The sequence below is a fragment of the Kitasatospora sp. NPDC059462 genome (assembly GCF_042749955.1).
In the GTDB taxonomy this organism is placed as follows: Bacteria; Actinomycetota; Actinomycetes; order Streptomycetales; family Streptomycetaceae; genus Kitasatospora.
In genome coordinates this window covers 1-23,086 of sequence record NZ_JBHYUU010000133.1, presented here as the reverse complement: position 1 = coordinate 23,086, position 23,086 = coordinate 1, and the positions used below count along the sequence as shown (strand labels likewise).

Annotated in this window: 16 protein-coding genes; 8 read left to right on the top strand and 8 right to left on the bottom strand. The window is 74.1% G+C overall.

Annotation, left to right across the window (positions count from 1 at the left end):
- The first annotated feature begins 668 nt into the window (after nt 1-668).
- Nucleotides 669-1,439, top strand: coding sequence for a hypothetical protein (locus tag ACFXAM_RS27555; protein WP_380295129.1), 771 nt, complete (start codon nt 669-671; stop codon nt 1,437-1,439).
- A gap of 102 nt (nt 1,440-1,541) precedes the next feature.
- Here the strand turns inward: ACFXAM_RS27555 and ACFXAM_RS27550 are convergent, their stop codons facing one another.
- The 4 genes from ACFXAM_RS27550 to ACFXAM_RS27535 form a co-directional block, all read right to left on the bottom strand.
- Nucleotides 1,542-2,729 carry an acyl-CoA dehydrogenase family protein gene (locus ACFXAM_RS27550; protein WP_380295128.1) on the bottom strand — a complete coding sequence of 396 codons (1,188 nt, stop codon included), beginning with the start codon at nt 2,727-2,729 and terminating at the stop codon, nt 1,542-1,544.
- A 122-nt stretch (nt 2,730-2,851) separates the two neighbouring features.
- The gene (locus ACFXAM_RS27545) at nt 2,852-3,820 is read right to left on the bottom strand and encodes a hydroxymethylglutaryl-CoA lyase (protein ID WP_380295135.1); all 969 of its coding nucleotides are present in this window, start codon (nt 3,818-3,820) and stop codon (nt 2,852-2,854) included.
- A gap of 47 nt (nt 3,821-3,867) precedes the next feature.
- Nucleotides 3,868-6,159 (bottom strand): acetyl/propionyl/methylcrotonyl-CoA carboxylase subunit alpha, encoded by a 2,292-nt coding sequence (locus ACFXAM_RS27540; RefSeq protein ID WP_380295126.1) that lies wholly within the window; start codon nt 6,157-6,159, stop codon nt 3,868-3,870.
- A gap of 115 nt (nt 6,160-6,274) precedes the next feature.
- Nucleotides 6,275-7,963, bottom strand: a complete 1,689-nt coding sequence (locus tag ACFXAM_RS27535; protein ID WP_380295124.1) for a carboxyl transferase domain-containing protein — start codon at nt 7,961-7,963, stop codon at nt 6,275-6,277.
- A 134-nt stretch (nt 7,964-8,097) separates the two neighbouring features.
- Between ACFXAM_RS27535 and ACFXAM_RS27530 the strand changes: the two genes are divergently transcribed.
- Nucleotides 8,098-8,772: a TetR/AcrR family transcriptional regulator gene (locus ACFXAM_RS27530; RefSeq protein WP_380295122.1), complete on the top strand. Its 675-nt coding sequence runs from the start codon at nt 8,098-8,100 to the stop codon at nt 8,770-8,772.
- A gap of 567 nt (nt 8,773-9,339) precedes the next feature.
- Nucleotides 9,340-13,242, top strand: coding sequence for an ABC transporter ATP-binding protein (locus ACFXAM_RS27525; protein ID WP_380295133.1), 3,903 nt, complete (start codon nt 9,340-9,342; stop codon nt 13,240-13,242).
- Between the two features lie 105 nt (nt 13,243-13,347).
- Here the strand turns inward: ACFXAM_RS27525 and ACFXAM_RS27520 are convergent, their stop codons facing one another.
- Nucleotides 13,348-14,346, bottom strand: a complete 999-nt coding sequence (locus ACFXAM_RS27520; protein WP_380295120.1) for an ATP-grasp domain-containing protein — start codon at nt 14,344-14,346, stop codon at nt 13,348-13,350.
- Between the two features lie 265 nt (nt 14,347-14,611).
- Here ACFXAM_RS27520 and ACFXAM_RS27515 point away from each other — a divergent pair, with 265 nt between their 5' ends.
- The gene (locus tag ACFXAM_RS27515) at nt 14,612-15,148 is read left to right on the top strand and encodes an NUDIX hydrolase (RefSeq protein ID WP_380295118.1); all 537 of its coding nucleotides are present in this window, start codon (nt 14,612-14,614) and stop codon (nt 15,146-15,148) included.
- Here ACFXAM_RS27515 and ACFXAM_RS27510 read toward each other — a convergent pair.
- Nucleotides 15,115-16,242, bottom strand: a complete 1,128-nt coding sequence (locus tag ACFXAM_RS27510) for a hypothetical protein (protein WP_380295117.1) — start codon at nt 16,240-16,242, stop codon at nt 15,115-15,117. The genes ACFXAM_RS27515 and ACFXAM_RS27510 overlap by 34 nt on opposite strands.
- Nucleotides 16,243-16,424: 182 nt before the next feature.
- Nucleotides 16,425-17,531: an ABC transporter substrate-binding protein gene (locus tag ACFXAM_RS27505; protein ID WP_380295116.1), complete on the bottom strand. Its 1,107-nt coding sequence runs from the start codon at nt 17,529-17,531 to the stop codon at nt 16,425-16,427.
- Nucleotides 17,532-17,828: 297 nt separating this feature from the next.
- Here ACFXAM_RS27505 and ACFXAM_RS27500 point away from each other — a divergent pair, with 297 nt between their 5' ends.
- The 4 genes from ACFXAM_RS27500 to ACFXAM_RS27485 all read left to right on the top strand — a co-directional run bounded on the left by ACFXAM_RS27500 (nt 17,829) and on the right by ACFXAM_RS27485 (nt 22,563).
- On the top strand, nt 17,829-19,460 hold the full coding sequence (locus ACFXAM_RS27500; RefSeq protein ID WP_380295115.1) for an APC family permease: 1,632 nt from the start codon (nt 17,829-17,831) through the stop codon (nt 19,458-19,460).
- Nucleotides 19,461-19,751: 291 nt separating this feature from the next.
- A complete protein-coding gene (trpS, locus tag ACFXAM_RS27495; RefSeq protein ID WP_380295131.1) occupies nt 19,752-20,768 on the top strand; it encodes a tryptophan--tRNA ligase in 1,017 nt (338 codons plus the stop codon).
- Between the two features lie 108 nt (nt 20,769-20,876).
- Nucleotides 20,877-21,833 (top strand): LD-carboxypeptidase, encoded by a 957-nt coding sequence (locus ACFXAM_RS27490; RefSeq protein WP_380295113.1) that lies wholly within the window; start codon nt 20,877-20,879, stop codon nt 21,831-21,833.
- Nucleotides 21,834-21,846: 13 nt separating this feature from the next.
- A complete protein-coding gene (locus tag ACFXAM_RS27485) occupies nt 21,847-22,563 on the top strand; it encodes a nucleoside/nucleotide kinase family protein (RefSeq protein WP_380295111.1) in 717 nt (238 codons plus the stop codon).
- A gap of 219 nt (nt 22,564-22,782) precedes the next feature.
- Here the strand turns inward: ACFXAM_RS27485 and ACFXAM_RS27480 are convergent.
- Nucleotides 22,783-23,086, bottom strand: a 304-nt coding sequence (locus ACFXAM_RS27480; protein WP_380295109.1) for a hypothetical protein, incomplete at its 5' end; no start/stop codon positions are given.

Below are 23,086 nucleotides of genomic sequence, written 5' to 3'. Positions count from 1 at the left end.
CGCAACGGCCGCTGCTGCAGCCGCCGCAGCAGCGGGATCCGCGGTGCCCTATCGCCCGGGCACCAGCATTTTCGGGCTGCCCGCCAGCCCGTTCCAGGCGGTGACGGCCGCAGGCGGGGGTGCTGCTGCTGCCGCTGCCGCCACTGCTGCTGCTGCCGCCGCCACTGCTGCCGCAGCGGCCGCCGCAGCAGCAGCAGCGGCGGGAGGTGCCGCCGGGGCCGCAGCTGCCGGAGCCGCCGGGGCGGCCGGAGCTGCCGGAGCCGGGGGTGCGGCCGGGGCCGGTGCGGCGGGACCGGGAGCCGCCGCAGGCGGAGCGTCGGGCGGCGCTGGCGCTGGCGCAGGCGCAGGCGCTGGCACAGGCGCGGGTGCCGGCTCCGGCTCCGGCTCCGGCCCGGGCACCACGGGACCGGAGCAGCCGGGCCAGTCCAGCAGCCCGAGCCCCCAGGGGAACGAGGCCGCGGTTGCTCAGATCCCGGACGACACACCGTTCGACTGGGACGAGGACTGGGGCACCGACGAGGTTCTGATGCTGCTGCTGGCGATCGTGCTCCCCGTCCTTGTCGTGCTGGCCGCCGCCCTGTCGGTGCGGCAACGCCGGCGAGATGGTCCTGGAGGTGGCGGTGGAGGTGGTGGCGTCGGTGAGTGAACCTCGGGGGAGTGGTCGGTAGATGTGGATCAATGTCGTGGCCGCGCTGGCCGGCGCGGCGCTCGCCCTGGCCATCGGTGCACTGGTCGGCCGGTCCCGCGGCTCCCGCGAGGGCGCGACCAACCCGTCCGCGATCGGCTTCGCGGGCGCGGCGGTGCTCGGCTTCTTCGCCCTCTTCACCGGATTCGCCATCGCCGGTGCGTGGCAGCAGCTCAACACTGCCCGCCAGCACACCTACGAGGAGTCCCGGGCGCTCACCGAGGTGTACTGGTCGGCACGGCTGCTGCCCGGTCCGGACCGTCCGGTGGTCCAGCAGCGCGTGCGCGCCTACACCCATCAGGTGATCACGGACGAGTGGGAGCAGATGGGCCATGGGCACGGCAGTGCCGAGGCCTGGGCGGCGGCCGACCGGATCCGGATCGCGGTGGACGCGGTGCGGAGCCAGAACGCATCCGAACTCGCCGCCAAAGCCGATGTGCTGAGGAGTCTGACGGACGTCTTCGCGCGACGGAACGCCCGGCTGGCCGATATCCGTGCGCAGGTGCCGGCGCTGGTGCTGGGGGGTCTGGTGGTGGGATCGGTGTTCGTGCTGGCGACGCCGCCGCTGGTCGGGCTGACCGCCACCGGGCGCAACCTGGTGCTGATGGGGTTCGTGGGGGCCTCGGTGGCCTTCGCGGTCAGCCTGGTGTTCCAGCTCAGCGGCCCGTTCGACGGCGCCGTCAAGGTCACGCCGACGGCGTTCGAACTCGCACTGACCCGGTACGACCAGATCGACTCGGGCGGTCCGGGGTGACTCCTTCCTGCTGGTTCCGGCCCCGGGCCGGCGGTCCGGTTCTCCCCGGGTCCGCCGGCCCGGGCGGGCCGGCGGACGGGGCGGTGACGGCGTGCGGCCGCCTCAGGAGACGCCGAGCTCTCGCGCGATGAGCATCCGCTGGACCTCCGAGGTGCCTTCGCCGATTTCGAGGATCTTGCAGTCCCGCCAGAAGCGGGCGACGGGGAATTCGTTCATGAAGCCGTACCCGCCGTGGATCTGGGTCGCCTCGCGGGCGTTGTCGACGGCGGCCTCCGACGAGTACAGCTTGGCGATCGCGGCCTCCTTCTTGAACGGTTCCGAGTGCAGCAGCCGGGACGCGGCGTCCCGCCAGGCGAGGCGCGCGGTGTGGGCGCGCATCTCCATGTCGGCGAGCTTGAACTGGATGGCCTGGTTGGCGCCGATCGGCCGGCCGAAGGCGCGGCGCGTACCGGCGTACGAGACGGACTGGTCGACGCATCCCTGGGCCAGGCCGGTGGCCAGGGCGGCGATCGCGATGCGGCCCTCGTCGAGGATCCGCAGGAACTGGGCGTAGCCGCGACCTCGCTCGCCCAGCAGGTTGGCCGCGGGGACGCGGCAGTCGGTAAAGGACAGTTCGCGGGTGTCGGATGCGTTCCACCCGACCTTCGAGTACTTCTTCGACACCTGGAACCCGGGGGTCCCGGTGGGCACGATGATGGAGGAGATTTCCCGCCGTGGCGAGGAGAATTCGCCCTCTTCACTCGAACGAGCGATCGGTTCGGTGAGCGCGGTGACGGTGACCAGGCCGGTGATGTCGGTGCCGGAGTTGGTGATGAAGCACTTGGTGCCGTTGATCACCCACTCGTCGGTCGCCTCGTCGTACCGCGCGGTGGTGCGGGTCGCCCCGGCGTCTGAGCCGCCCTCGGGCTCGGTCAGGCCGAACGCGCCGAGCAGTTCGCCCGAGGTCAGCCTGGGCAGCCACTCGCGCTTCTGCTCCTCCGTCCCGAAGCGGTAGACGGGCATCGCGCCGAGCGAGACCGCCGCCTCCAGGGTGATCGCGACCGAGGAGTCGACCCGGGCCAGCTCCTCCAGCGCCAGACAGAGCGCGAAGTAGTCGCCGCCCATGCCGCCGTACTCCTCCGGGAACGGCAGGCCGAACAGGCCCATCCGCCCCATCTCCCGCACGATCTCGTAGGGGAACTCGCCCTGCTCGTAGTACTCGCCGATCTTCGGCGCCACCACGTCCTGGGCGAATTCGGCCACGGTGCGCCGCAGTTCCTCGTGCTCGGTGTTCAACCGGTGGTCGAGCATGGTGATCCTCCTGGGGCCCCGCCGGGTGGGCGCGGGCGTGGTCGGGACGACCGCCGCCGTTGCTGGTGTGACGGGCGGGCGGTGTGATGAGCGGACGAGTATGAGGGGCCGGTCGGGACGGGTCAGTCCGGTGATCCGGCCGGGGTCGTGCCGAGCAGGGCCTGGACCGCGCGGGAGGGGCTCGGCCGTCCGAGCCGGCCGGCCATCCAGCCGCTGGTGGCGACCAGGGCGCGCAGGTCGACGCCGGTCCGGATGCCGAGGCCGTGCAGCATCCACACCAGGTCCTCGGTGGCCAGGTTGCCGGTGGCGCTCTTGGCGTAGGGGCAGCCGCCCAGCCCGCCGGCCGAGGCGTCGACGGTGGTGACCCCGGAGCGCAGCGCCGCCAGCGTGTTGCTGAGCGCCTGGCCGTAGGTGTCGTGGAAGTGCACGGCGAGCCGGCCGGCCGGCACCCCCGCGGCGGCGAAGCCGTCGAGCAGCGCGGTGACCTGGCCGGGAGTGGCCACGCCGATGGTGTCGCCGAGGCTCAGCTCGGCGCAGCCCATCTCCAGCAGCCGCACGCCGTGGCGGACCACCTGGGCGACCGGGACCGGGCCCTCCCAGGGGTCGCCGAAGCACATCGACAGGTAGCCGCGGACGGGGACCCCGGCCCCCGTGGCCCGCTCCACCACGGGGCTGAACATCGCCATCGCCTCGTCCGCCGAGCGGTTGAGGTTGCGGCGGGCGAAGGTCTCGGTGGCGCTGGCGAACACCGCGACGTCGGTGACGTGGTGGGTCAGCGCCCGGTCCAGCCCGCGCTCGTTGGGCACCAGCACCGGCAGGCGCAGACCCGGGTGACGGTCCGGCAGGTCGGCGATCCGGGGCATCAGGTCCTCGGCGTCGGCCAGCTGGGGTACCCATTTCGGGTGAACGAAGCTGGTGGCCTCGACGGTGCGCAGCCCGGCGGCCGCGAGCCGGGCGACGAACTCGGCCTTGACCTCGACGGGGACGAGCGCGCCCTCGTTCTGCAGGCCGTCGCGCGGGCCCACCTCGTGGATCCGCACCTCCTCGGGCAGCCCGGCGGCGCGGACCGGGTCCGGCAGGCCCAGGTCCAGGGCATCCGGTTCGCGGTCGGGGCCGGCGCCCCCCGGCGCGGGGGCGGTCACGACCGCACCTGCGCGGGGGCCTCGGCGGGAGCGTCCGCCGGGGCTTCGGCGGGGGTCACCACGACCAGCAGCTCCTCCATCGCGACGGTGGCACCGGCGGTGGCCCGCAGCTCGCTCACCGTGCCGTCGTGCGGGGCGGCGATCACGTGTTCCATCTTCATGGCCTCCAGGACGAGCAGGGGCTGGCCCTTGCGGACCGGCTCCCCGGCCGTGGTCTTCACGACCGTGACGGTGCCCGGCATCGGTGCGGTCAGCGCGCCGTGGTGGGCGGCGCCGGTGGCCGTGCTCTCGCCGACCGCGTCGTGGGTGTGCACCGGCCAGGCGTCGCCGTCGATGCCGAGCCAGGTCACCGGGCCGGCGGCGGGTGCGGCGGGGTCGCCGGCGGCGAGGGCGAAGCTCGTCCGCAGGCCGTCGACGGTCAGGTGGAGGCGGTCGCCGGAGCGGCCGGCCCGGGCCCGGTGGACCGGTCCGGCGTCGAGCCGGAGCTCGACCTCCAGGGCGCCGTCGGACGGATTGTCAGTGGCGTCCGTTACGTTGCCCGCAGTGATCGATCGGACGCTCACCGCCACCGGGTCCTGGCCGGGGGCGCGGAGTCGGTGGGTGGTCCAGGCCGGGTCGCCGCCCAGGCGCCAGCCGGAGGGAAGGGAGAACGGGTCGGTCCAGCCGTCGGCGTCGGCGGCCGGGGCGAGGTCCAGGTGCCGCGCGAGCGCGGCCGCGTAGTAGAGGAGGTGGGCGGGTGCCGGCGCCTCCGGCGGCAGGGAGTCGGGGGACACGTCGTCCGGTGCGGTTCCGGCGGCCGGGGAGTACGGCGAGGCGAGCAGCCCGGGCTGCTGCTGGGCCGTCTGCTCGACCAGGCCGGTGTCGAGCCGGCCGGCGGCGACGTCCGGGTGGGCGAGGAGCCGGCGCAGGAAGCCGGTGTTGGTGGTGACGCCGAGGATCCGGGTGTCGGCCAGCGCGGCGCGCAGGCGCCGCAGCGCGGTCGGCCGGTCGGGTCCGTAGGCGATGACCTTGGCGAGCATGGGGTCGTAGGAGCTGGTGATCACGGTCCCGGGGGCGACCCCGGAGTCCACCCGGATGCCTTCGCCCCGTGGTTCGTCGAGGAGCAGGATGCGTCCGCCGGTGGGCAGGAAGTCCCGTTCCGGGTCCTCGGCGCAGATCCGGGCCTCGATGGCGTGGCCCTGGAAGGAGATGTCGGACTGGGCGAAGGGGAGGGATTCACCGGCGGCGACCCGCAGCTGCCACTCGACCAGGTCCAGCCGCCGGGGCCGGCCGGCGGCGGGGCTCCGGTCGTCGGCTGCCCGGTCGGCGGATGCGGAGTCGGCCACCGCGACGGCGAGTTCGGTGACGGGGTGTTCCACCTGGAGACGGGTGTTCATCTCCATGAAGAAGAAGTCCCGCACGCCCTCGCCGGCGGCGGGGGAGTCCGGGCCGATGCCGGGGACGATGAACTCCACGGTGCCGGCACCGGTGTAGCCGCAGGACTCGGCGGCGCGGACGGCCGCGGCGCCCATCGCCGCACGGGTCTCGGCATTGAGCAGGACGGAGGGAGCCTCTTCGATCAGCTTCTGGTGGCGGCGCTGCAGACTGCACTCGCGCTCGCCGAGGTGGACGGTGGTGCCGTGGGCGTCGGCCAGCACCTGGACCTCGATGTGGCGCGGCCGGTCGATCCAGCGCTCCAGCAGCAGGGTGTCGTCCCCGAAGGCGGTGCGGGCGACGCGCCGGGCCGCGGCGATCTCGGCCGGAAGTTCGGCCGGGTCGCGGACCAGCCGCATGCCCTTGCCGCCGCCGCCGGCGGACGGCTTGAGCAGCACGGGGTAGCCGATCTCCTCGGCGGCCGCGACGAGTTCCTCGTCGGTGGGCGCGGTGGCCCGGCTGCCCGGGACCACCGGTACGCCGGCGGCCCGCACGGCCTCCTTGGCGTTGATCTTGTCACCCATCAGCTCGACCGCGGCGGGAGGAGGTCCGATGAAGACGAGGCCGGCGTCGGCGCAGGCGCGGGCGAAGACGGCGTTCTCGGCGAGGAAGCCGTAGCCGGGGTGGACGGCCTGGGCGCCGGTGCGGCGGGCGGCGGCGAGGATCTGGTCGGTCCGCAGGTAGGTCTCGGCGGCGGAGCTGTCGCTGCGGCCGTCCGGGCCGAGCCGGACCGCGACGTCGGCCTCGCGGACGTGCGGCGCGTCGGCGTCGGCGTCGCTGAACACGGCGACCGAGCGCACGCCGAGCCGCCGCAGGGTGCGGATCACCCGGACGGCGATCTCGCCGCGGTTGGCGACCAGAACTGTGTCGAACATGGGAGGCGTTCCTCCGGGTCGAGGGGAGCCGTACGAAGGAGGTGGTGGTACCGGGCGCGTGCCGGGCACCGGGGAGGCGGCGGGGCGGGTGGACCGCCGCCCGCAGGAGGGAGCGCTACATCCGGAAGACGCCGAACGGGGCGGGCGCCGGGAGCGGGGCGTTGGCGCAGGCGGTGAGCGCCAGGCCGAGCACGGTCCGGGTGTCCATCGGGTCGATCACACCGTCGTCCCAGAGCCGGGCGGTGGCGTAGTACGCGTTGCCCTGGCGCTCGTACTGCTCGCGCACGGGGCGCTTGAACTCCTCCTCCGCCTCGGTGGGCCACTGCTCGCCGTGCGCCTCCAGCTGGTCGCGGCGGACGGTCGCCAGTACCGACGCGGCCTGCTCGCCGCCCATCACGGAGATCTTGGCGTTCGGCCACATCCACAGGAAGCGGGGTGAGTAGGCCCGGCCGCACATCGAGTAGTTGCCGGCTCCGTACGAGCCGCCGATCACCACCGTCAGCTTCGGGACCCGGGTGCAGGCGACGGCGTTGACCATCTTGGCGCCGTGCTTGGCGATGCCGCCCGCCTCGTACTGCCGGCCCACCATGAACCCGGTGATGTTCTGCAGGAAGAGGAGGGGGATGCCCCGCTGGTCGCACAGCTCGATGAAGTGGGCGCCCTTGAGGGCGGACTCGGCGAACAGCACGCCGTTGTTGGCGACGATGCCGACCGGGTGGCCCTGGATCCGGGCGAAGCCGGTCACCAGGGTCGCGCCGTACTCGGCCTTGAACTCGGCGAACCGGCTGCCGTCGACCAGCCGGGCGATCACCTCGCGCACGTCGTAGGGCGTGCGCGGGTCGACCGGGACGGCCCCGTACAGGCCGGCCGGGTCGACGGCGGGCTGCTCGGCCGCGGTGAGCGGCCACGGGCGGGCCGCGCGCGGGCCCAGCCCGGAGACGATGGTGCGGACGATGGACAGGGCGTGGGTGTCGTCCTCGGCCAGGTGGTCCGTGACGCCGGAGGTCCGCGCGTGCAGGTCGCCGCCGCCGAGCTCCTCGGCCGTCACCACCTCGCCGGTCGCCGCCTTCACCAGCGGCGGACCGCCGAGGAAGATGGTGCCCTGGTTGCGGACGATGACGGCCTGGTCGCTCATCGCCGGGACGTAGGCGCCGCCGGCCGTGCAGGAGCCGAGCACGGCGGCGATCTGCGGGATGCCCGCCGCTGAGAGGCGGGCCTGGTTGTAGAAGATCCGGCCGAAGTGGTCGCGGTCCGGGAAGACCTCGTCCTGCATCGGGAGGAAGGCGCCGCCGGAGTCGACCAGGTAGACGCAGGGGAGCCGGTTCTCCAGCGCGACCTCCTGGGCGCGCAGGTGCTTCTTGACCGTCATCGGGTAGTAGGTGCCGCCCTTGACGGTGGCGTCGTTGGCGACCACGACCACCTCGCGCCCGGCGACCCGCCCGATGCCGGCGATCACCCCGGCCGCCGGGGCGGCGCCGTCGTACATCCCGTCGGCCGCCAGCGGGGCCAGTTCGAGGAAGGGGGAGGCGGGGTCGAGCAGGGTGTCCACCCGGTCACGGGGGAGCAGCTTGCCGCGCGCGGTGTGGCGGGCGCGGGCCCTGGCGCCGCCGCCGAGCGCGGCCGTGCCGAGCTTCTCGCGCAGTTCCGCGACCAGCGCCCGGTGTGCGGCGGTGTTCGTCCGGTACGCCTCGGAACCGGGGTCGACGGCCGTGCCGAGCCGGGGCGCCGGGGCGGCGGCGCCCGGGGTGCCGGCCGCCGCGCTGCCATTGATGCCGGTGGGTGCGCCGGCGGTGGAGATGACCATCCCAAGAGCTCCCTTGCCCTCGGCGGCAGGTGGGCCGGCGGGGCTGGTGAGCCCGCGACCCCCACACGTTAATGAACGTTAACTTCCGTCGCCCAGGTTAACGACCGATAACCCCACTGTCTACGATGGGCCGCATGCCGAACGTCCCACCCGCCTCCGGGCTCCCGCGCCGCGACCAGATCCGCAAGGAGGCCGCCCGGTTGTTCGCGGCCCGGGGCTTCCTGGGCGTCGGCGTGGACGAGATCGGCAAGGCCGTCGGGATCAGCGGCCCGGGGCTCTACCGGCACTTCGCCGGCAAGGACGCCATGCTCGCCGACCTCCTGATCGGCATCAGCGAGCGGCTGCTGGAGGAGGGCCGCCGCCGGGCGGGCGGCAACGAGGGGCCGGCCGCCGCGCTGGACGCGCTGATCGGCCGCCACGTCGACTTCGCGCTGGACGACCGCGACCTGATCACCCTGCACGACCGGGAACTGCTCAACCTCCGCGAGGAGGACCGCCGGACGGTCCGCCGCCTCCAGCGCGCCTACGTCGAGCTCTGGGTCGACGTGGTCCGCCAGGCCTATCCGCCGCTTGCGGCCGCGTCCGCCGAGCCGGTCGCCCGGGCGGCCGTGCACGCCGTCTTCGGGCTGATCAACTCCACCCCGCACAGCCACGGGCCGAGCCCCGCCCAGGGCGACGAACGGGCCGGGCTCGCGCGTGACGCGATGGCCGCGCTGCTGCACAACCTCGCGCACGGGGCCTTCTCGGCGGCCGCCGACGCCACGGCCGCCGACGCCGAGCGGGCCGCCGCCGGGGCCGCCCGCGCCTGAGTGCGGATCCCGTCGGGCCGCGTTGCGCCGTCCGGGGGACGGCCCGCCCGCCGGTGTGCGCCGGTGCCCCGGCCGGTCCGCCCCGCCCACCCCGCCCGGCCCCGTGCGCTCGGGCCGGCGGCCTAGGACCAAGGGCGGTCGGCGCCCTGCGCCGGTGGGCGGTGGCCCGCCCCGGGCCGGTCGGCGACCCTGGTAGCGGGCGCGCCGGTCCGGTCCGCCGGGAATCACCGCAGGTTGCGGGCTGTTGCCCCCTCCGTCGGGCCGGGATCTCCGGCTCGCCCTGGCCTGAAACTCCATGGCGGCCACCCGACGGAATGGTTAGCATCCCTAAATATGCCTGAGACTCACGGATCTACGGTGGAGCTTTCGCCGAGCGGCACCCGAGCCGGCACCCGAGCCGACACCCCGGGCGGCCCCGGGGACGGGCACGTCCGACCGGACGCGGCCCCGGACCCCACGACCACCGCCGGCGACGGCACCGGAACCACCACCGGCCCCGGCTCCGGAACCGGACCCGCCACCGGCGGCGAGGACGACGCCGGCGACGGCCGGGGCTGGCTCCGGCGGCTGCTCGGCTACTGCTGGCGCTCCCGGCGCAGCGTGCTGCTGGCCTTCGGCGCCTCGCTCCTCGGCATGGCCGTCACCGCCCTGGTGCCCCTGGTCACCAAGGTGATCATCGACGACGTCATCACCGCGCACTCCCGCCCGCTCGCGCCGTGGGCCGTGGTCCTGCTGCTCGCGGCCGCCGTCGTCTTCGGCTGCACCCAGGTCCGCCGCTACTACGGCGGCCGGCTCGCCGTCGACGTCCAGCACGACCTGCGCGCCGACCTCTTCCGTTCGCTCGGCAGGCTCGACGGCCACCGCCAGGACCGCCTGGACACCGGCCAGGTCGTCGGCCGCGCGACCTCCGACCTCCAGCTGGTCAACGGGCTGCTCTCGATGCTGCCCATGATGACCGGCTACCTGATCATGTTCGCCATGTCGCTCGGCGTGATGATCTGGCTCTCGCCGCCGCTCACCCTGGTCGCCCTGGTCATGGCCCCGGCACTGTGGTGGGTCTCCTCGCTCAGCCGCAAGCGGCTCTTCCCCGCCACCTGGGCCGCCCAGCAGGAGGCCGCGGCCGTCGCGGGCGTGGTCGACGAGGCGATCGGCGGCGTGCGGGTGGTCAAGGGCTTCGGCCAGGAGGCCCAGGAGCTCGACAAGCTGGAGGCGGCCTCGGGCCACCTCTACGCGGCCCGGCTCCGCTCGATCCGGCTCAACAGCCGCTACAACCCCGCCATGCAGGCGATCCCCGCACTCGCCCAGGTGGCGGTGCTGGCCTTCGGCGGCTGGCTCGCGGTCGACGGCCGGGTCTCGCTCGGCACCTTCGTCGCCTTCTCCACCTACATGGCGCAGATGACCGGCCCGGTCCGGATGCTGACCATGGTCATCACGGTCGGCCAGCAGGCCCGGGCCGGGGTCGAGCGCGTGCTCCAGCTGATCGACGAACGCCCGCTGGTCCGGGAGCGCCCGGACGCCGTCACCCTCGACCTCGCCCTCCCGTCCGCCCCCGACCGCGCCGGGGAGGGGACCCCCCACGCCGCCCGCGAGGCCGACGCCGCCGGAACCCCGTCCGCGGCCGCGCCGGCGCCGGGCCCGCGCGTGGCCGGCCCGCTCACCACCGAGGTGGCGCTGGAGTTCGACCAGGTCGGCTTCCGCTATGACCCCGAGCACCCGGCGCCCGTCCTGCACGGCCTCAGCCTCCGCCTCGCCCCCGGTGAGACCCTGGCCCTGGTCGGCGCGTCCGGCTCGGGGAAGTCCACCGTCGCGCAGCTGGTGCCCCGGTTCTACGACCCGGCCTCCGGCGCCGTCCGCCTCTACGGCCACGACCTGCGCGACCTGACCCTCGACTCGGTCCGGGCCGCCGTCGGCATCGTGCCCGAGGAGAGCTTCCTCTTCTCCGAGACGGTCCGCACCAACATCGCCTACGGGCGCCCGGACGCCACCGACGAGCAGGTCGTCGCCGCCGCCCGCGCCGCCCAGGCCGACGAGTTCGTCCGGGCGCTGCCCGACGGCTACGAGACCAAGGTCGGCGAGCAGGGCCTCACCCTCTCCGGCGGCCAGCGCCAGCGCATCGCCCTGGCCCGGGCGATCCTCACCGACCCCCGCGTCCTGCTCCTCGACGACGCCACCTCCGCGGTCGACCCGCAGATCGAGGCGGAGATCCACGACGCGCTGCGCTCGGTCATGGCCGGCCGCACCACGCTGCTGATCGCCCACCGCCGCTCCACCCTCCAGCTGGCCGACCGGATCGCCGTCCTCGACCGCGGCCGGCTGCTGGACCTCGGCACGCACGAGGAACTGGAGGCCCGATGTCCCCAGTACCGGGCCCTGATCACCGACCCCGAGGCCGGCCGCACCCCCGCCGCGCAGAAGCCCGCCGACCCGGCCCACCCGGCCGACCTCGCGGACCCGAAGCACCCGGCGAGCCCGGCGACCCCGACGACGACCACCACGGCGACCACGCCGGAGACGGCCCCCGACCCCGCCGCCACCCCCGCGCCGCCCGCACCCCCCGCGATGCCCACCCCGGCCCTGGCCAAGGCGGCCCGCACCGCCGCCCCCGGCCTGCTCACCCAGGTCGCCGCCCTCCCGCCGGCCACCGACACCCCGGCGGTCCCCCGCGCCGACGCCGAGCGCGGCGACCCCGACTTCAGCCTCCGCCGCCTGCTGCGCCCCTTCCGCGCACCGCTCGCCCTCGCCCTGCTGCTGGTCGCCCTGGACGCGGGCGCCGCCCTGGTCCTGCCGATCCTGATCCGGCACGGCATCGACGACGGCGTCAGCAAGGGCGTCATGACCGGCGTCACCGTCGCCTCGCTCGCCGCCCTGGCGGTCGTCCTGCTGGACTGGCTGGTGCAGAGCGCCGAGAACCGGGTCAGCGGCCGCACCGGCGAACGGGTGCTCTACACGCTCCGGCTCAAGATCTTCGCCCACCTCAACCGGCTCGGCCTCGACTACTACGAGCGCGAGCTGTCCGGCCGGATCATGACCCGGATGACCACCGACCTGGACTCGCTCACCTCGTTCCTCCAGACCGGCGTGGTCACGGCCGTGGTCAGCCTGCTGACCTTCCTCGGCATCCTGGCGGCCCTGCTGGTCATCGACGCCGGACTCGCCCTCGCGGTCTTCGCGGTGCTGCCGCTGCTGGTGGTGGCGACCCTGGTGTTCCGCCGGAAGTCCAAGACCCAGTACGAGATCTCCCGGGACCTCATCAGCACGGTCAACGCCGACCTCCAGGAGAACGTGGCCGGCATGCGGATCGTCCAGGCGTTCCGCCGGCTGGACACCAACACGGACCGCTTCGTCGCCCGCGGCATCGCCTACCGGGACGCCCGCGTCCGGGCGCAGCTCTACATCTCGTTGTACTTCCCGTTCGTGCAGTTCCTCTCCAGCGTGGCCGCCGCCCTGGTGCTGATCGTCGGCGCGTCGCGGGTGGACGCCGGGACGCTCACCGTCGGCGCGCTGGTGGCCTACCTGCTCTACATCGACCTGTTCTTCGCACCGGTCAACCAGCTCTCCCAGGTGTTCGACGGCTACCAGCAGGCGGCCGTGGGCCTGGGCCGGATCCGCGAGCTGCTGCGCACCCCGACCAGCACCGCGCAGGCCGCCGACCCGGTGCCCGTCCCGGCCGGACTGCGCGGCGAGATCGAGTTCGACCGGGTCGGCTTCGCCTACAACGGCGGCGCGGACGGCGCCCCGGACGTCCTCACCGACATCAGCCTGCGGATCCCCGCAGGGCAGACGGTGGCGTTGGTCGGCGAGACGGGTGCCGGGAAGTCGACCCTGGTCAAGCTGGTCGCCCGGTTCTACGACGCGACGGCAGGCACCGTGCGGGTCGACGGCGTGGACCTGACCCGCTACGACCTCGCGCAGTACCGTCACCGGCTCGGCGTGGTGCCGCAGGAGGCCTACCTGTTCGCCGGAACGGTCCGCGAGGCGATCGCCTACGGCAGGCCCGGTGCCTCGGCGGCCGAGGTGGAGGCGGCGGCCCGGGCGGTCGGCGCACACGACATGATCGTCCGGCTGTCCGGCGGCTACGACCACGAGGTCACGGGCCGGGGACGGAACCTGTCGGCGGGCCAGCGCCAGCTGATCGCGCTGGCCCGGGCGGAGCTGGTCGATCCGGACGTCCTGCTGCTGGACGAGGCCACCGCGGCCCTCGACCTGGCCACCGAGGCGGCGGTCAACCACGCCGCGGACCGGCTGAGCGGCGGGCGCACCACGCTGGTCATCGCCCACCGGCTGACCACCGCCGAGCGCGCCGACCGGGTCGTGGTGCTGGACCACGGCCGGGTGGTCGAGGACGGCACGCACACCGAACTGCTCGCCCGGGGCGGGGTCTACACCCGGCTCTGGCAGGCGTTCGTGGCGGAGGGCCACGGCGGGAGCGAGGCCGCGCCCGCCCCGGCCGCGGACGTGACCGTCGGATAACCGCACCGAACGGCGGCGGGAACCCGAAGCGGTCCCGCCGCCCCGGTCGCGCCGTCCGGTCCGCGGCCCTCCGCATCACGCCGCCCCGCACCACACCGCCCCGCATCACGCCGCGAGCAGGGCGATCAGCAGCCCCGAGGGATCGATTCCCCGGGGCAGCTCGCTCACCTGCCCGTCCCCGACCTCGACCACCCGCCAGCCCGAGCCGTCGGCCCGCTCGGCGAGGTCGGTGGTGACGAACCGGCAGCCCAGCGCGCGCACCAGCGGCCGGACCACGGACAGGTCGGGCGCGGCGGGGCAGCCGGGCAGGTCCGGGTGCGGCCCGACCAGCACCGGCTCGCCGTCCAGCCACCACACCCGGGCCTCCACCGCCCGCCGCCGCCCGTCGGCCGCGTGCCGGGCCGCGCCCCGGCCGGCGGCCCGGTCCGTGTCGGGACCCCCGCCGGGGGCATCGTCGGAGCCGTCGCCGGGCGGGGCGGTGCGGGTGTCCCACCCCACCCGGGTGAACTCCTCGAACCGCCGCAGCACCACACCTCCCGCCAGGTGTTCGGCCTGCAGTTCCACGAACCGCGCGACCACCCGTTCGACGGCGGGCAGATCCGCCAGCTCGGGGATGAAGCAGGCCTCGTCCCACTCGTGCTTGCGGGACTTCACGTAGTCCTTGACGATCGCCGGCCCCCGCCCGCCGAGCCGGGCCACGGCCGGAGCCAGCCGGGCCGCCCCGAAGGGCTCGGTCCCCGCCGCCGGCAGCCAGACGCTCTGCGGCGTGGCCCCCTCGAACACCTCGTACCAGCCCGGCAGTTCGTGCGCCGAGGCGTACCCGGGCGGGCTGGTCAGCAGGTGCCCGCCGCGCTCCGCCAGGGCGGCGGCGAACTCCGCGTAGCGGTGGGAGGGGAGCATCCACCCCCGGTACCAGAACGGCCCGCGCCCCGCCGGCACGCCGCGGACGGCCGGGTGGGCGTCCCCGGCGAGCAGCGCGTCGTGGTCGACCAGGTGGTGCTCGCCGCCCAGGTCGCGCAGCAGCCTGGCCTCCCAGGCGAACTGCGGGTCGACCCGGCGCGGGTCCAGCGGGTGGGAGGGGAGGAGGAAGGCGGGAGCGGGCATGGGCGTCAGGGTAAGGCCACCGGCGGACCGGCGGGCCGTCAAAACCCCGACGTCACAGGCCTCGACCCGCTCGGACGCGTCGGTCCGGCAATCCGTCGGACAGCCGGTTCCACCGGGCCCGCCGACCGCGCCCGGTCCGCCCGCGGAATCCACCCGGCCGCCTGCGGAATCCGCCCACCGGAATGCCACCCGCCGAATCAGCCCGCCGAATCCGCCCGCCGGAATCCGCTCGACGGCCGGAGCCGCCCGCTGCGAGAGTGACCCGATGCGAAACCTGTGGCGCAACGCGCGAAGGACCCCGCGGCAGGCGGCCCGCACGGTCGTCCTGGACGAGTCGGGCTCCGTCTTCCTCCTGCGCTCGGACAACAGCGAGGTCGGCGTGCACTGGACCATGCCGGGCGGCGGCATCGAACCCGGCGAGACGCCGTGGACGGGGGCGCGTCGCGAGCTCTGGGAGGAGACCGGCTGGTCCGACCTCGAACCCGGTCCGCTGCTCTGCACCTGGGAGCACGACTTCACCTGGCACGGCACCCCCGTCCGCCAGCATGAGCACATCTACCTCACCAGCGGCCCGCACCGGGGCCCGGTCGGCGACGTCAGCGCGATGCACGCCGCCGACAAGATCCTCGACTGGCGCTGGTGGACCCCGGAGGACCTCGCCGACACGAACGCGGACGCCCTCTGGCCGCCCCGGCTGCCCGAACTGCTGGCCGCCGTCCGACCGGGCTGGCTCGGCGGCGGCCGCGCACCCGAGCCCGTCGACCTCGGCTACATCCCGAACGTCCGGCCCGCCCGCTCCTGACCGCCCGTCCCCGACCGCCCGGCCCCGGCCGGTTCCTGGACCGCCCGCCGCCCGCCGCGCCGCCCGGGCGCACCGGCCCGCCAGTCCCGCGGCTCCAGTTCCCGGTCGTGCAGCGCGTCGGGGTTGATCACGACGGAGAGCCGCGCTCCGGCCAGCCGCTCGTAGGCGAGACCGGTGGCGTTCAGCAGGTGCTCGGTCGGCACCGACACGGCGATCGCGGGCCGCCAGGCGGGCAGGACCACCAGACAGGTCCCCCGGCCGAGCCGGACGAGTTCGGCGGTGGCCCGGACGGCGGGCCGCTCCGCGCAACGCCCGTTCGGTCCGGCCGGCCCGGGGCCTCCCGCGGCCTCCGGCAGCTGCGGGGTACCGCCGATCAGGACGCCCAGCGGTGCCTCGGCACCCGTCGCCCGCGCGTCCGGTGCGCTCCGGTCGCCGCCGCGGGTGCGCGGCCCCGGGACGGACGGCACGTCCGCCGGGGGCACCGGGCCGGCGTCCACGGCGGACGGCCGGGGGTCTCCGGCCGCCTGCGGGTGCATCCGGCGCAGCCGGCGCGACGGCGCCGGGCGCCGGGTGACGACGGTGCGCAGTTCCTCCTGGGCCGCCCGCAGCACGGGGACGCTCTGGTCCCGGGCGGGCGGCGGCTGTTGGAGCCGCACGAAGCCCTCGCCCCCGCCGTCCCGGCCCCCCGCACGCTCCGGCCCGGCCCCGAGGCCGGTACCGGGCCCGGCCCCGCCGTCCGCCCCGCCGTCCGGCCCGCCGCCCGAACCGCCGTCCCCCGACGTCTCCGCCCCGCCGGACCGCCGGGCGGCACTGCCGCGCGGCCGTGGCACGGACCCGCCGGTCAGGACGCCGGTGGTGCCGGCCGTCCGGCCGTCGGCCCCCGCCGCCGCGATGGAGCAGAGGGAGGCGCCGCCCGCCGGTCCGGCGGGTGCGGCACCGCCGGCGGCTCCCGCGTCCCCCGCGTCCCTCCTGCTCTCCGCGTCCCCCGCGGACCCGTCCGGGCGCGGGGGCGCGGGGAACACCGGGGGCGCCGGCGGCGCGGACGGTGCGGCCGACGCGGGCCGGTCGGCGGCGGTCTGGTCGAGCGTGGTCATTGGCACGGGCCCTTCGGGGTTCGGTGCCGTCGATCCTCCCGTACCGGGCGATCTGCTCCAAGCGCCTTTCCGCCCCGTGTGCCGCATGCCACCCTTCCGCCCCGTTCGTCCCATCCGTCCGGCCCGCCCCACGTCCTGACGCCCCATCGGTCCGGCCCGGCCGTCCCCCCCCGGAGCGCCGGTCAGGCGCCGGGCGCCACGAAGCCCTTCAGGTCGGACAGGACGACGTTGGCCGCGGCCACGCCGAGGCCGAGGAACCAGGTCTCGTCCGGGACCGGCCGGGCCTGCCCGGACTTGACCGCGCCGAGCGTCTTCCACAGCGCCCCGCCGAGCACGGCGTCCTGGTTGGTGGAGCTGGGGGTGCCGTAGACGCCGTAGAACACCCAGTCGGCGTCCGCCTTGTCGATCTGCTCGGGGCTGATCTCCACCGCGAGCTCCTTGACCTGCATGATCTTGGGCTGCGGCAGCTGGGTGTCGGTGAGGATGGTGCCGATGAAGGACAGCTCCGCGTAGAGCCGGGTCTTGCCGGGCATGAAGCGCAGCGGCGTGATGGTCGGCCGCTTGTCGCCGAGCTTGGCGCCGATCGCCGCGGCCGCCGCCTGGTAGGCGTCGAGCTGGGCCTTGGCCTCCGCCTCCAGGCCGAACGGGCTCGCGTTGAGCACGAAGTTCTGCTTCCACGGGTAACCGGGGCGCAGCGAGAACACGGTCGGCGCGATCTTGGAGAGCTGCGCGTACTGGTCCTGGGCGCGCAGCTGGCTGCCGAGGATCAGGTCGGGCTTGAGCGCGGCGATGGCCTCCAGGTTGAGGCTGTTGATGGTGCCGACGTTGGCGGGGTCGCCGGCCTTGTCCTTGAGGTAGGACGGCATGGTCTTGGAGCCGTCGGTGTGGACGACGCCGACCGGCTGGATACCGAGCGAGACGACGTTGTCGAGCTCGCCGGTGTCGAGGACCACGACCCGGACCGGCTTGGCGGGGATGACGGTCTCGCCCATCGCGTGCTTGATCGTCCGGGGGTAGACGCCGGGCGCGGCGTCGGTGCCGAAGGCCTTCATCTTCTCGATCACGGCGGCGTAGTCGTCGCCGCCCTGCTTGACCGACTTCTGGTCCGGGGTGGAACCGCCGGAGGGCTTGGCGGTCGCGCCGCCGGAACCGCCGCTGCCGGAGTCGCCCGAGCTGCCGCAGGCGGTGAGCAGCCCGCCGAGGCCGAGCACGGCTCCGCCGGTGAGGGCCGTGGTGAGCAGCGTGCGGCGGGTGGGGCGGGCGGTCGGACGGCCGGGGGTGGGGGACACGCGGCACTCCTTCACGGGCGGTGCGTCGGGGTTAGGTGAGGCAAACCTATCCGACGGCCCCGCCGGGCTTCCCGCCGCATCGCCCGAAGGGGTCCGGCCGAGCTCCGAAATATCCCAAACTGTGACATACCACAGCAAATCAATTCGGTAACGACCCTTAGAAATAAAGGTACACGCCTTAACAACCCATGCATCGTCGGGCAACTACTGATCACACTCAGGCAAATCGAAGGGAGTGGCTCAGATCACCCACGGTTGGACTACTCAACCTTCGCCGCCCGCACCTAGGGTGCGCTGGTGTTTGATCAGCAGCTCTCAGAGCACGGAAGCAGCGGCCGGGCAACGGCGCCCGCCGCTCCGCAGGGTGCCCCGGTCAGTGGCGCCAGTGGTGGAGTCCCCGGCGCTGCGCCGGAGGCGGCGGGGGCGACGGGGGCAGCGGGGGACAAGGGTCTACGGGGCAACTCCGTCGGCCTGCTGAGCAGCGTGGTCCTGGGCGTCTCCACGGTCGCCCCGGTCTACTGCCTGACCGCGACGCTGGGTCCGACCGTCACCGCCGTCGGCGTCCAGATGCCCGCGGTCTTCCTGGCCGGCTTCCTGCCGATGCTGCTCGTCGCGTTCGCGTACAAGGAGCTCAACAAGGACTTCCCGGACTGCGGCACGTCCTTCACCTGGACGGTCAAGGCCTTCGGCCCCCGCGTCGGCTGGATGGCCGGCTGGGGCCTGACGGTCGCCACGATCATCGTGCTGTCCAACCTCGCCGGGGTGGCCACCGACTTCCTGTACCTGATGCTCGGCGAGATGACCGGCAGCAGCGCCATCGGCGACCTCAACGACAACAAGGCCGTTCACCTGGCCACCGTCGTCGTGCTGATCGCCGCCGCCACCGCGATGAGCTACCGCGGCATGACGGCCACCAAGTGGTTCCAGTACAGCCTGGTCGGCCTCCAGCTCGCCGTCCTGCTGCTGTTCTCCGGCATCGCCATCGCCAAGGCCGCCGCCGGCGACCTGCCCGACTCGATCGGCTTCTCCGCCTCCTGGCTCAACCCGCTCGAAGTGAGCTCGTTCAGCGCGTTCACCGCCGGCCTGTCCCTGTCGATCTTCATGTACTGGGGCTGGGACACCTGCCTCACCATGAACGAGGAGACCAGCGGCAGCGCCAAGACCCCGGGCCGCGCCGCGATGATCTCGATGGTCACCCTGGTCGGCTCCTACCTGCTGGTCGCGATCGCCGCCCAGATGTTCGCCGGCGTCGGCACCGCCGGCACCGGCCTCGGCAACCCCGACACCGCCGACAACGTCTTCGCCGCCCTGGCCCGCCCCGTGCTCGGCTCCCCGTGGAGCATCCTGCTCTTCGTGGCCGTCGTCGCCAGCGCCGCCGCCAGCCTGCAGACCACCTTCATCCCGGTCGCCCGCACCCTGCTCGCGATGAGCGCCTACCGGGCCGTGCCGCCGCGCTTCGGCACCGTCCACCCGCGCCACCGCACCCCCGGCTTCGCCACCGTCGCCGCGGGCATCGCCACCGCCGCCTTCTACGTCGGCATGAGCGTGATCAGCGAGAACGTCGTCCAGGACACCATCCTGGCGCTCGGCCTGATGATCTGCTTCTACTACGCGCTGACCGCCTTCGCCTGCGTCTGGTACTTCCGCCGCTCGCTGCGCGACAGCCTGCGCGACCTCGCCGTCAAGGGCATCGCCCCGTTGCTCGGCGGCGTCCTGCTCAGCGGCGTCTTCCTGCAGACCCTCACCGACGCCTGGGACCCGGAGTACGGCAGCGGCGCCGTCTTCGGCATCGGCTCGGTGTTCGTCATCGGCGTCGGCATCCTGCTGCTCGGCGCGGTCCTCATGGTCGTGTACGGGGTCTACCGGCCCGCGTTCTTCCGCGGTGAGACGCTCCGCAAGGACACGCCCGCCCTCGTCGTCGAGGACTGACGGCACCGGGGAGCCGAGCGGGCCCGCACGGGCACCCGCTATCCTCGAACCCATGAAGCGCTTTGCAGGTCTCAGCTGGTGGCCGTCCTAGGACGGCCACCAGCCACGCCTGACCAGGGCCGTCCGGGATGGACGGCCCTGCTGCGTTTCTCCGACGGGACGGGCCCCGAGCCCCGGACGGCCGCCACCACCGCCGTACCGAGGAGAAACCCCGTGACCACCACCACCGTCGCCGACCGCACCGAGCCCGGCGACCGCACCGAGCCCGCCGACCTCGCCGGCTTCGACGCCCTGGACGAGACCGTCCGCCGCGACCCGGGCGCCCACCGGGTCCTCACCGGTGACCGCCCCACCGGCCCGCTCCACCTCGGCCACTACTTCGGCAGCCTCCGCAACCGCGTCCGCCTCCAGCGCCTGGGCGTCGAGATGTTCCTGGTCATCCCCGACTACCAGGTCATCACCGACCGGGACGTCGCCGACCGCCTCGCCGAGCACACCGAGAACCTCGTCCTGGACTACCTCGCCACCGGCATCGACGCCGACCGCGCCACGATCTTCACCCACAGCGCCGTCCCCGCCCTCAACCAGCTGCTGCTGCCCTTCCTCAGCCTGGTCAGCGTCGCCGAGCTCCACCGCAACCCCACCGTCAAGGACGAGATCGCCCACTCCAGCCAGTCCGCCGTCAACGGACTGATGCTCACCTACCCCGTCCACCAGGCCGCCGACATCCTCTTCTGCAAGGCCGACCTCGTCCCCGTCGGCAAGGACCAGCTGCCCCACCTGGAGGTCACCCGCACGGTCGCCCGCCGGTTCAACGAGCGCTACCCGCACCCCGACGGCAGCACCGTCTTCCCCCGCCCCCGCGCCCTGCTCGACGCCGCCCCGCTGCTGCTCGGCACCGACAGCGGCAAGATGAGCAAGAGCCGCGGCAACTCCATCCCGCTCGGCGCCGACGAGGACACCACCGCGCGGCTCCTCAAGGGCGCGAAGACCGACACCGACCGCCGCATCACCTACGACCCCGCCACCCGCCCCGAGGTCTCCAACCTGGTCCTGCTCGCCGCCCTCTGCCAGGACCGCGCCCCCGAGGAGGTCGCCGAGGAGATCGGCGACGGCGGCGCGGCCGCGCTCAAGCGAACGGTCACCGAGGCCGTCAACGAGCACTTCCGCCCGATCCGCGCTCGCCGCGCCGAACTCGCCGCCGACCGCGGCCACCTCCGCGACGTCCTGCGCGCCGGGAACGAACGCGCCAACGCGATCGCCGACACCACCCTCGCCGAAGTGCGCGAGGTCATGGGATCGCTGTGAACGCGTCAGGGGCATAACCTCTCGGGGCCGGTCCCGCACCGGCCCCGAGACCCACCCCCCACCCGCGACCACGTCGCACCCGCGACCGCGCCCGGAAGGAACCCGGCCATGGACCACCACCCGACCACCCCCGGCCGAGGACTGACCCGCCCGCCGCACCTCCGCCCCGGGGACCACGTCGCCGTGGTCGCCACCAGCGGCCCCATCGACCCCCGGCGACTCGCCGCCGGCACCGCCCTCCTGCGCTCCTGGGACCTGCGCGTCACTGTCGCCCCGCACGTCCTCGACACCCACCCCGTCCTCGGCCACCTCGCCGGCACCGACGCCGACCGTGCCGCCGACCTCCAGGCCGCCTGGCTCGACCCCACCGTCGACGCCGTCATGTGCGCCCGCGGCGGCTACGGCGTCCACCGCATGGTCGACCTCCTCGACTGGGACGCCCTGCGCGCCGTCCCGCCCAAGGTCCTGATCGGCTTCAGCGACGTCACCTCCCTGCACGAGGCCTTCGCCCGGCGCCTCGGCCTCGCCACCCTCTACGGACCGATGAGCGCCACCGCCACCTTCATCGAGGACGGCCCCACCGCCGAACACCTGCGCCGCACCCTCTTCGACCCCGCCGCCACGACGGTCCTCACCTCGGCCACCGCCACCGCCCTCGTCCCCGGGCGGGCCCGCGGCATCACCGCCGGCGGCTGCACCCACGTCCTCGCCGCCGAACGCGGCACCCCCGCCGCCCGCCCCTCCTACGCCGGCTGCATCCTGGTCCTGGAGGACGTCAACGAGCACCCCTACCAGCTCGACCGGATCCTCACCCAGCTGCTGCGCTCCGGCGCCTTCGACGGCGTCACCGGCATCGCCCTCGGATCCTGGGAGGGCTGCGGCCCGCTCGACCGGGTCCGGGACGTCATGCTCGACCGCCTCGGCCCGCTCGGCATACCGGTCGTCTGGGAACTGGGCTTCGGCCACTGTCCCTCCACCCTGACCGTCCCGCTCGGCGTCCCCGCCCTGCTCGACGCGGACGCCGGCACCCTCACCCTGGACCTTCCCGCCCTCGCCGGACGCTGAGTAGGGTGCGGCCATGAACGCGGACCCCTCCACGGGGACACCCACCGTGGCCGACCTCGACGCGGACAGCCTCACGGCCCTCGCCCTCCGCCTGCTGCACGGCCCCGGCAGCAACGCCCGCACCGTCCTCGGACTCGCCGGCCCGCCCGGTGCCGGCAAGTCCACCCTGGCCCGGTACCTCGTCGCCGAGGTCGAACGCCACGAGGGCCCGGGCAGCGCCGCCTACCTCCCCCTGGACGGCTTCCACCTCTCCGCCGCCCAGCTCGGCCGCCTCGGCCTCGGCCACCGCAAGGGCGCACCCGCCACCTTCGACGCCGACGGCTACATCGCCCTGCTCCACCGGGTCACCACCGACCGCTTCCGGGACATCTACGCCCCCGACTTCGACCGCGAGCTCGACGAACCGGTGGCAGCCCGGCACGTCGTCCACCCGCACACCCGCCTCGTCGTCACCGAGGGCAACTACCTGGCCGCCGCCGACCACCCCTGGCCCGAGGCCCGCCGCCTGCTGCGCGAGCTCTGGTACGTCGAGACGGACGACGCCGTCCGCGAGACCCGGCTGCTGGACCGCCACCGCGCCGGCGGCCGCGACGAGGCCGCCGCCCGGCACTGGGTCACCGGCAACGACCACCCCAACGGCGAGTACGTGAAGGCCGGCCGCGCGGACTGCACCCGCATCGTCCGAGTAGGCCGTTTGCCTTCGCCTCCGAATGGGCGTAGTGTTCTCTAGTCGCTCGGCAGGGAGCACCGGACACGCATCGGCGCGGACGGTCCCGGAGCGGCCAATCCTCTGAACACCACCTCTTCCCGGTTCGGGCCGAGCCGTGTCGTTATTTGTTTCGACGCGTTCCGGCTCAGGGTTTATTTGGCGTGTGCATTTATGGGGATTGCGGCCGGATTCGCTTTTCGGGGCGGGGATCGGCTAGAGTTTGAAACGTCGGACGGGGCGTCAAGCCGCAGAAGACGCCAGCGAGTTGGATGAAGGAAGCGCCGGGAACGGCACGGAAAACATCTGATAAGCTGGAAACACGAAAGAACGAAGCGCCCGGAGGGCCGGTGTGAAAGCCGCCTGAAGGAAGCGTCCGTTCCTTGAGAACTCAACAGCGTGCCAAAAGTCAACGCCAGATATGTTGACATCCCCGGCCTCAGATTCTCTGGGGTTGGAGATTCCTTTTGAAATAACACAGCGAGGACGCAGTGCGCGGGGCCGCCCTATTCCGGTGGTTGCCGTGCCGCTCAACGCGAGTGTGAAC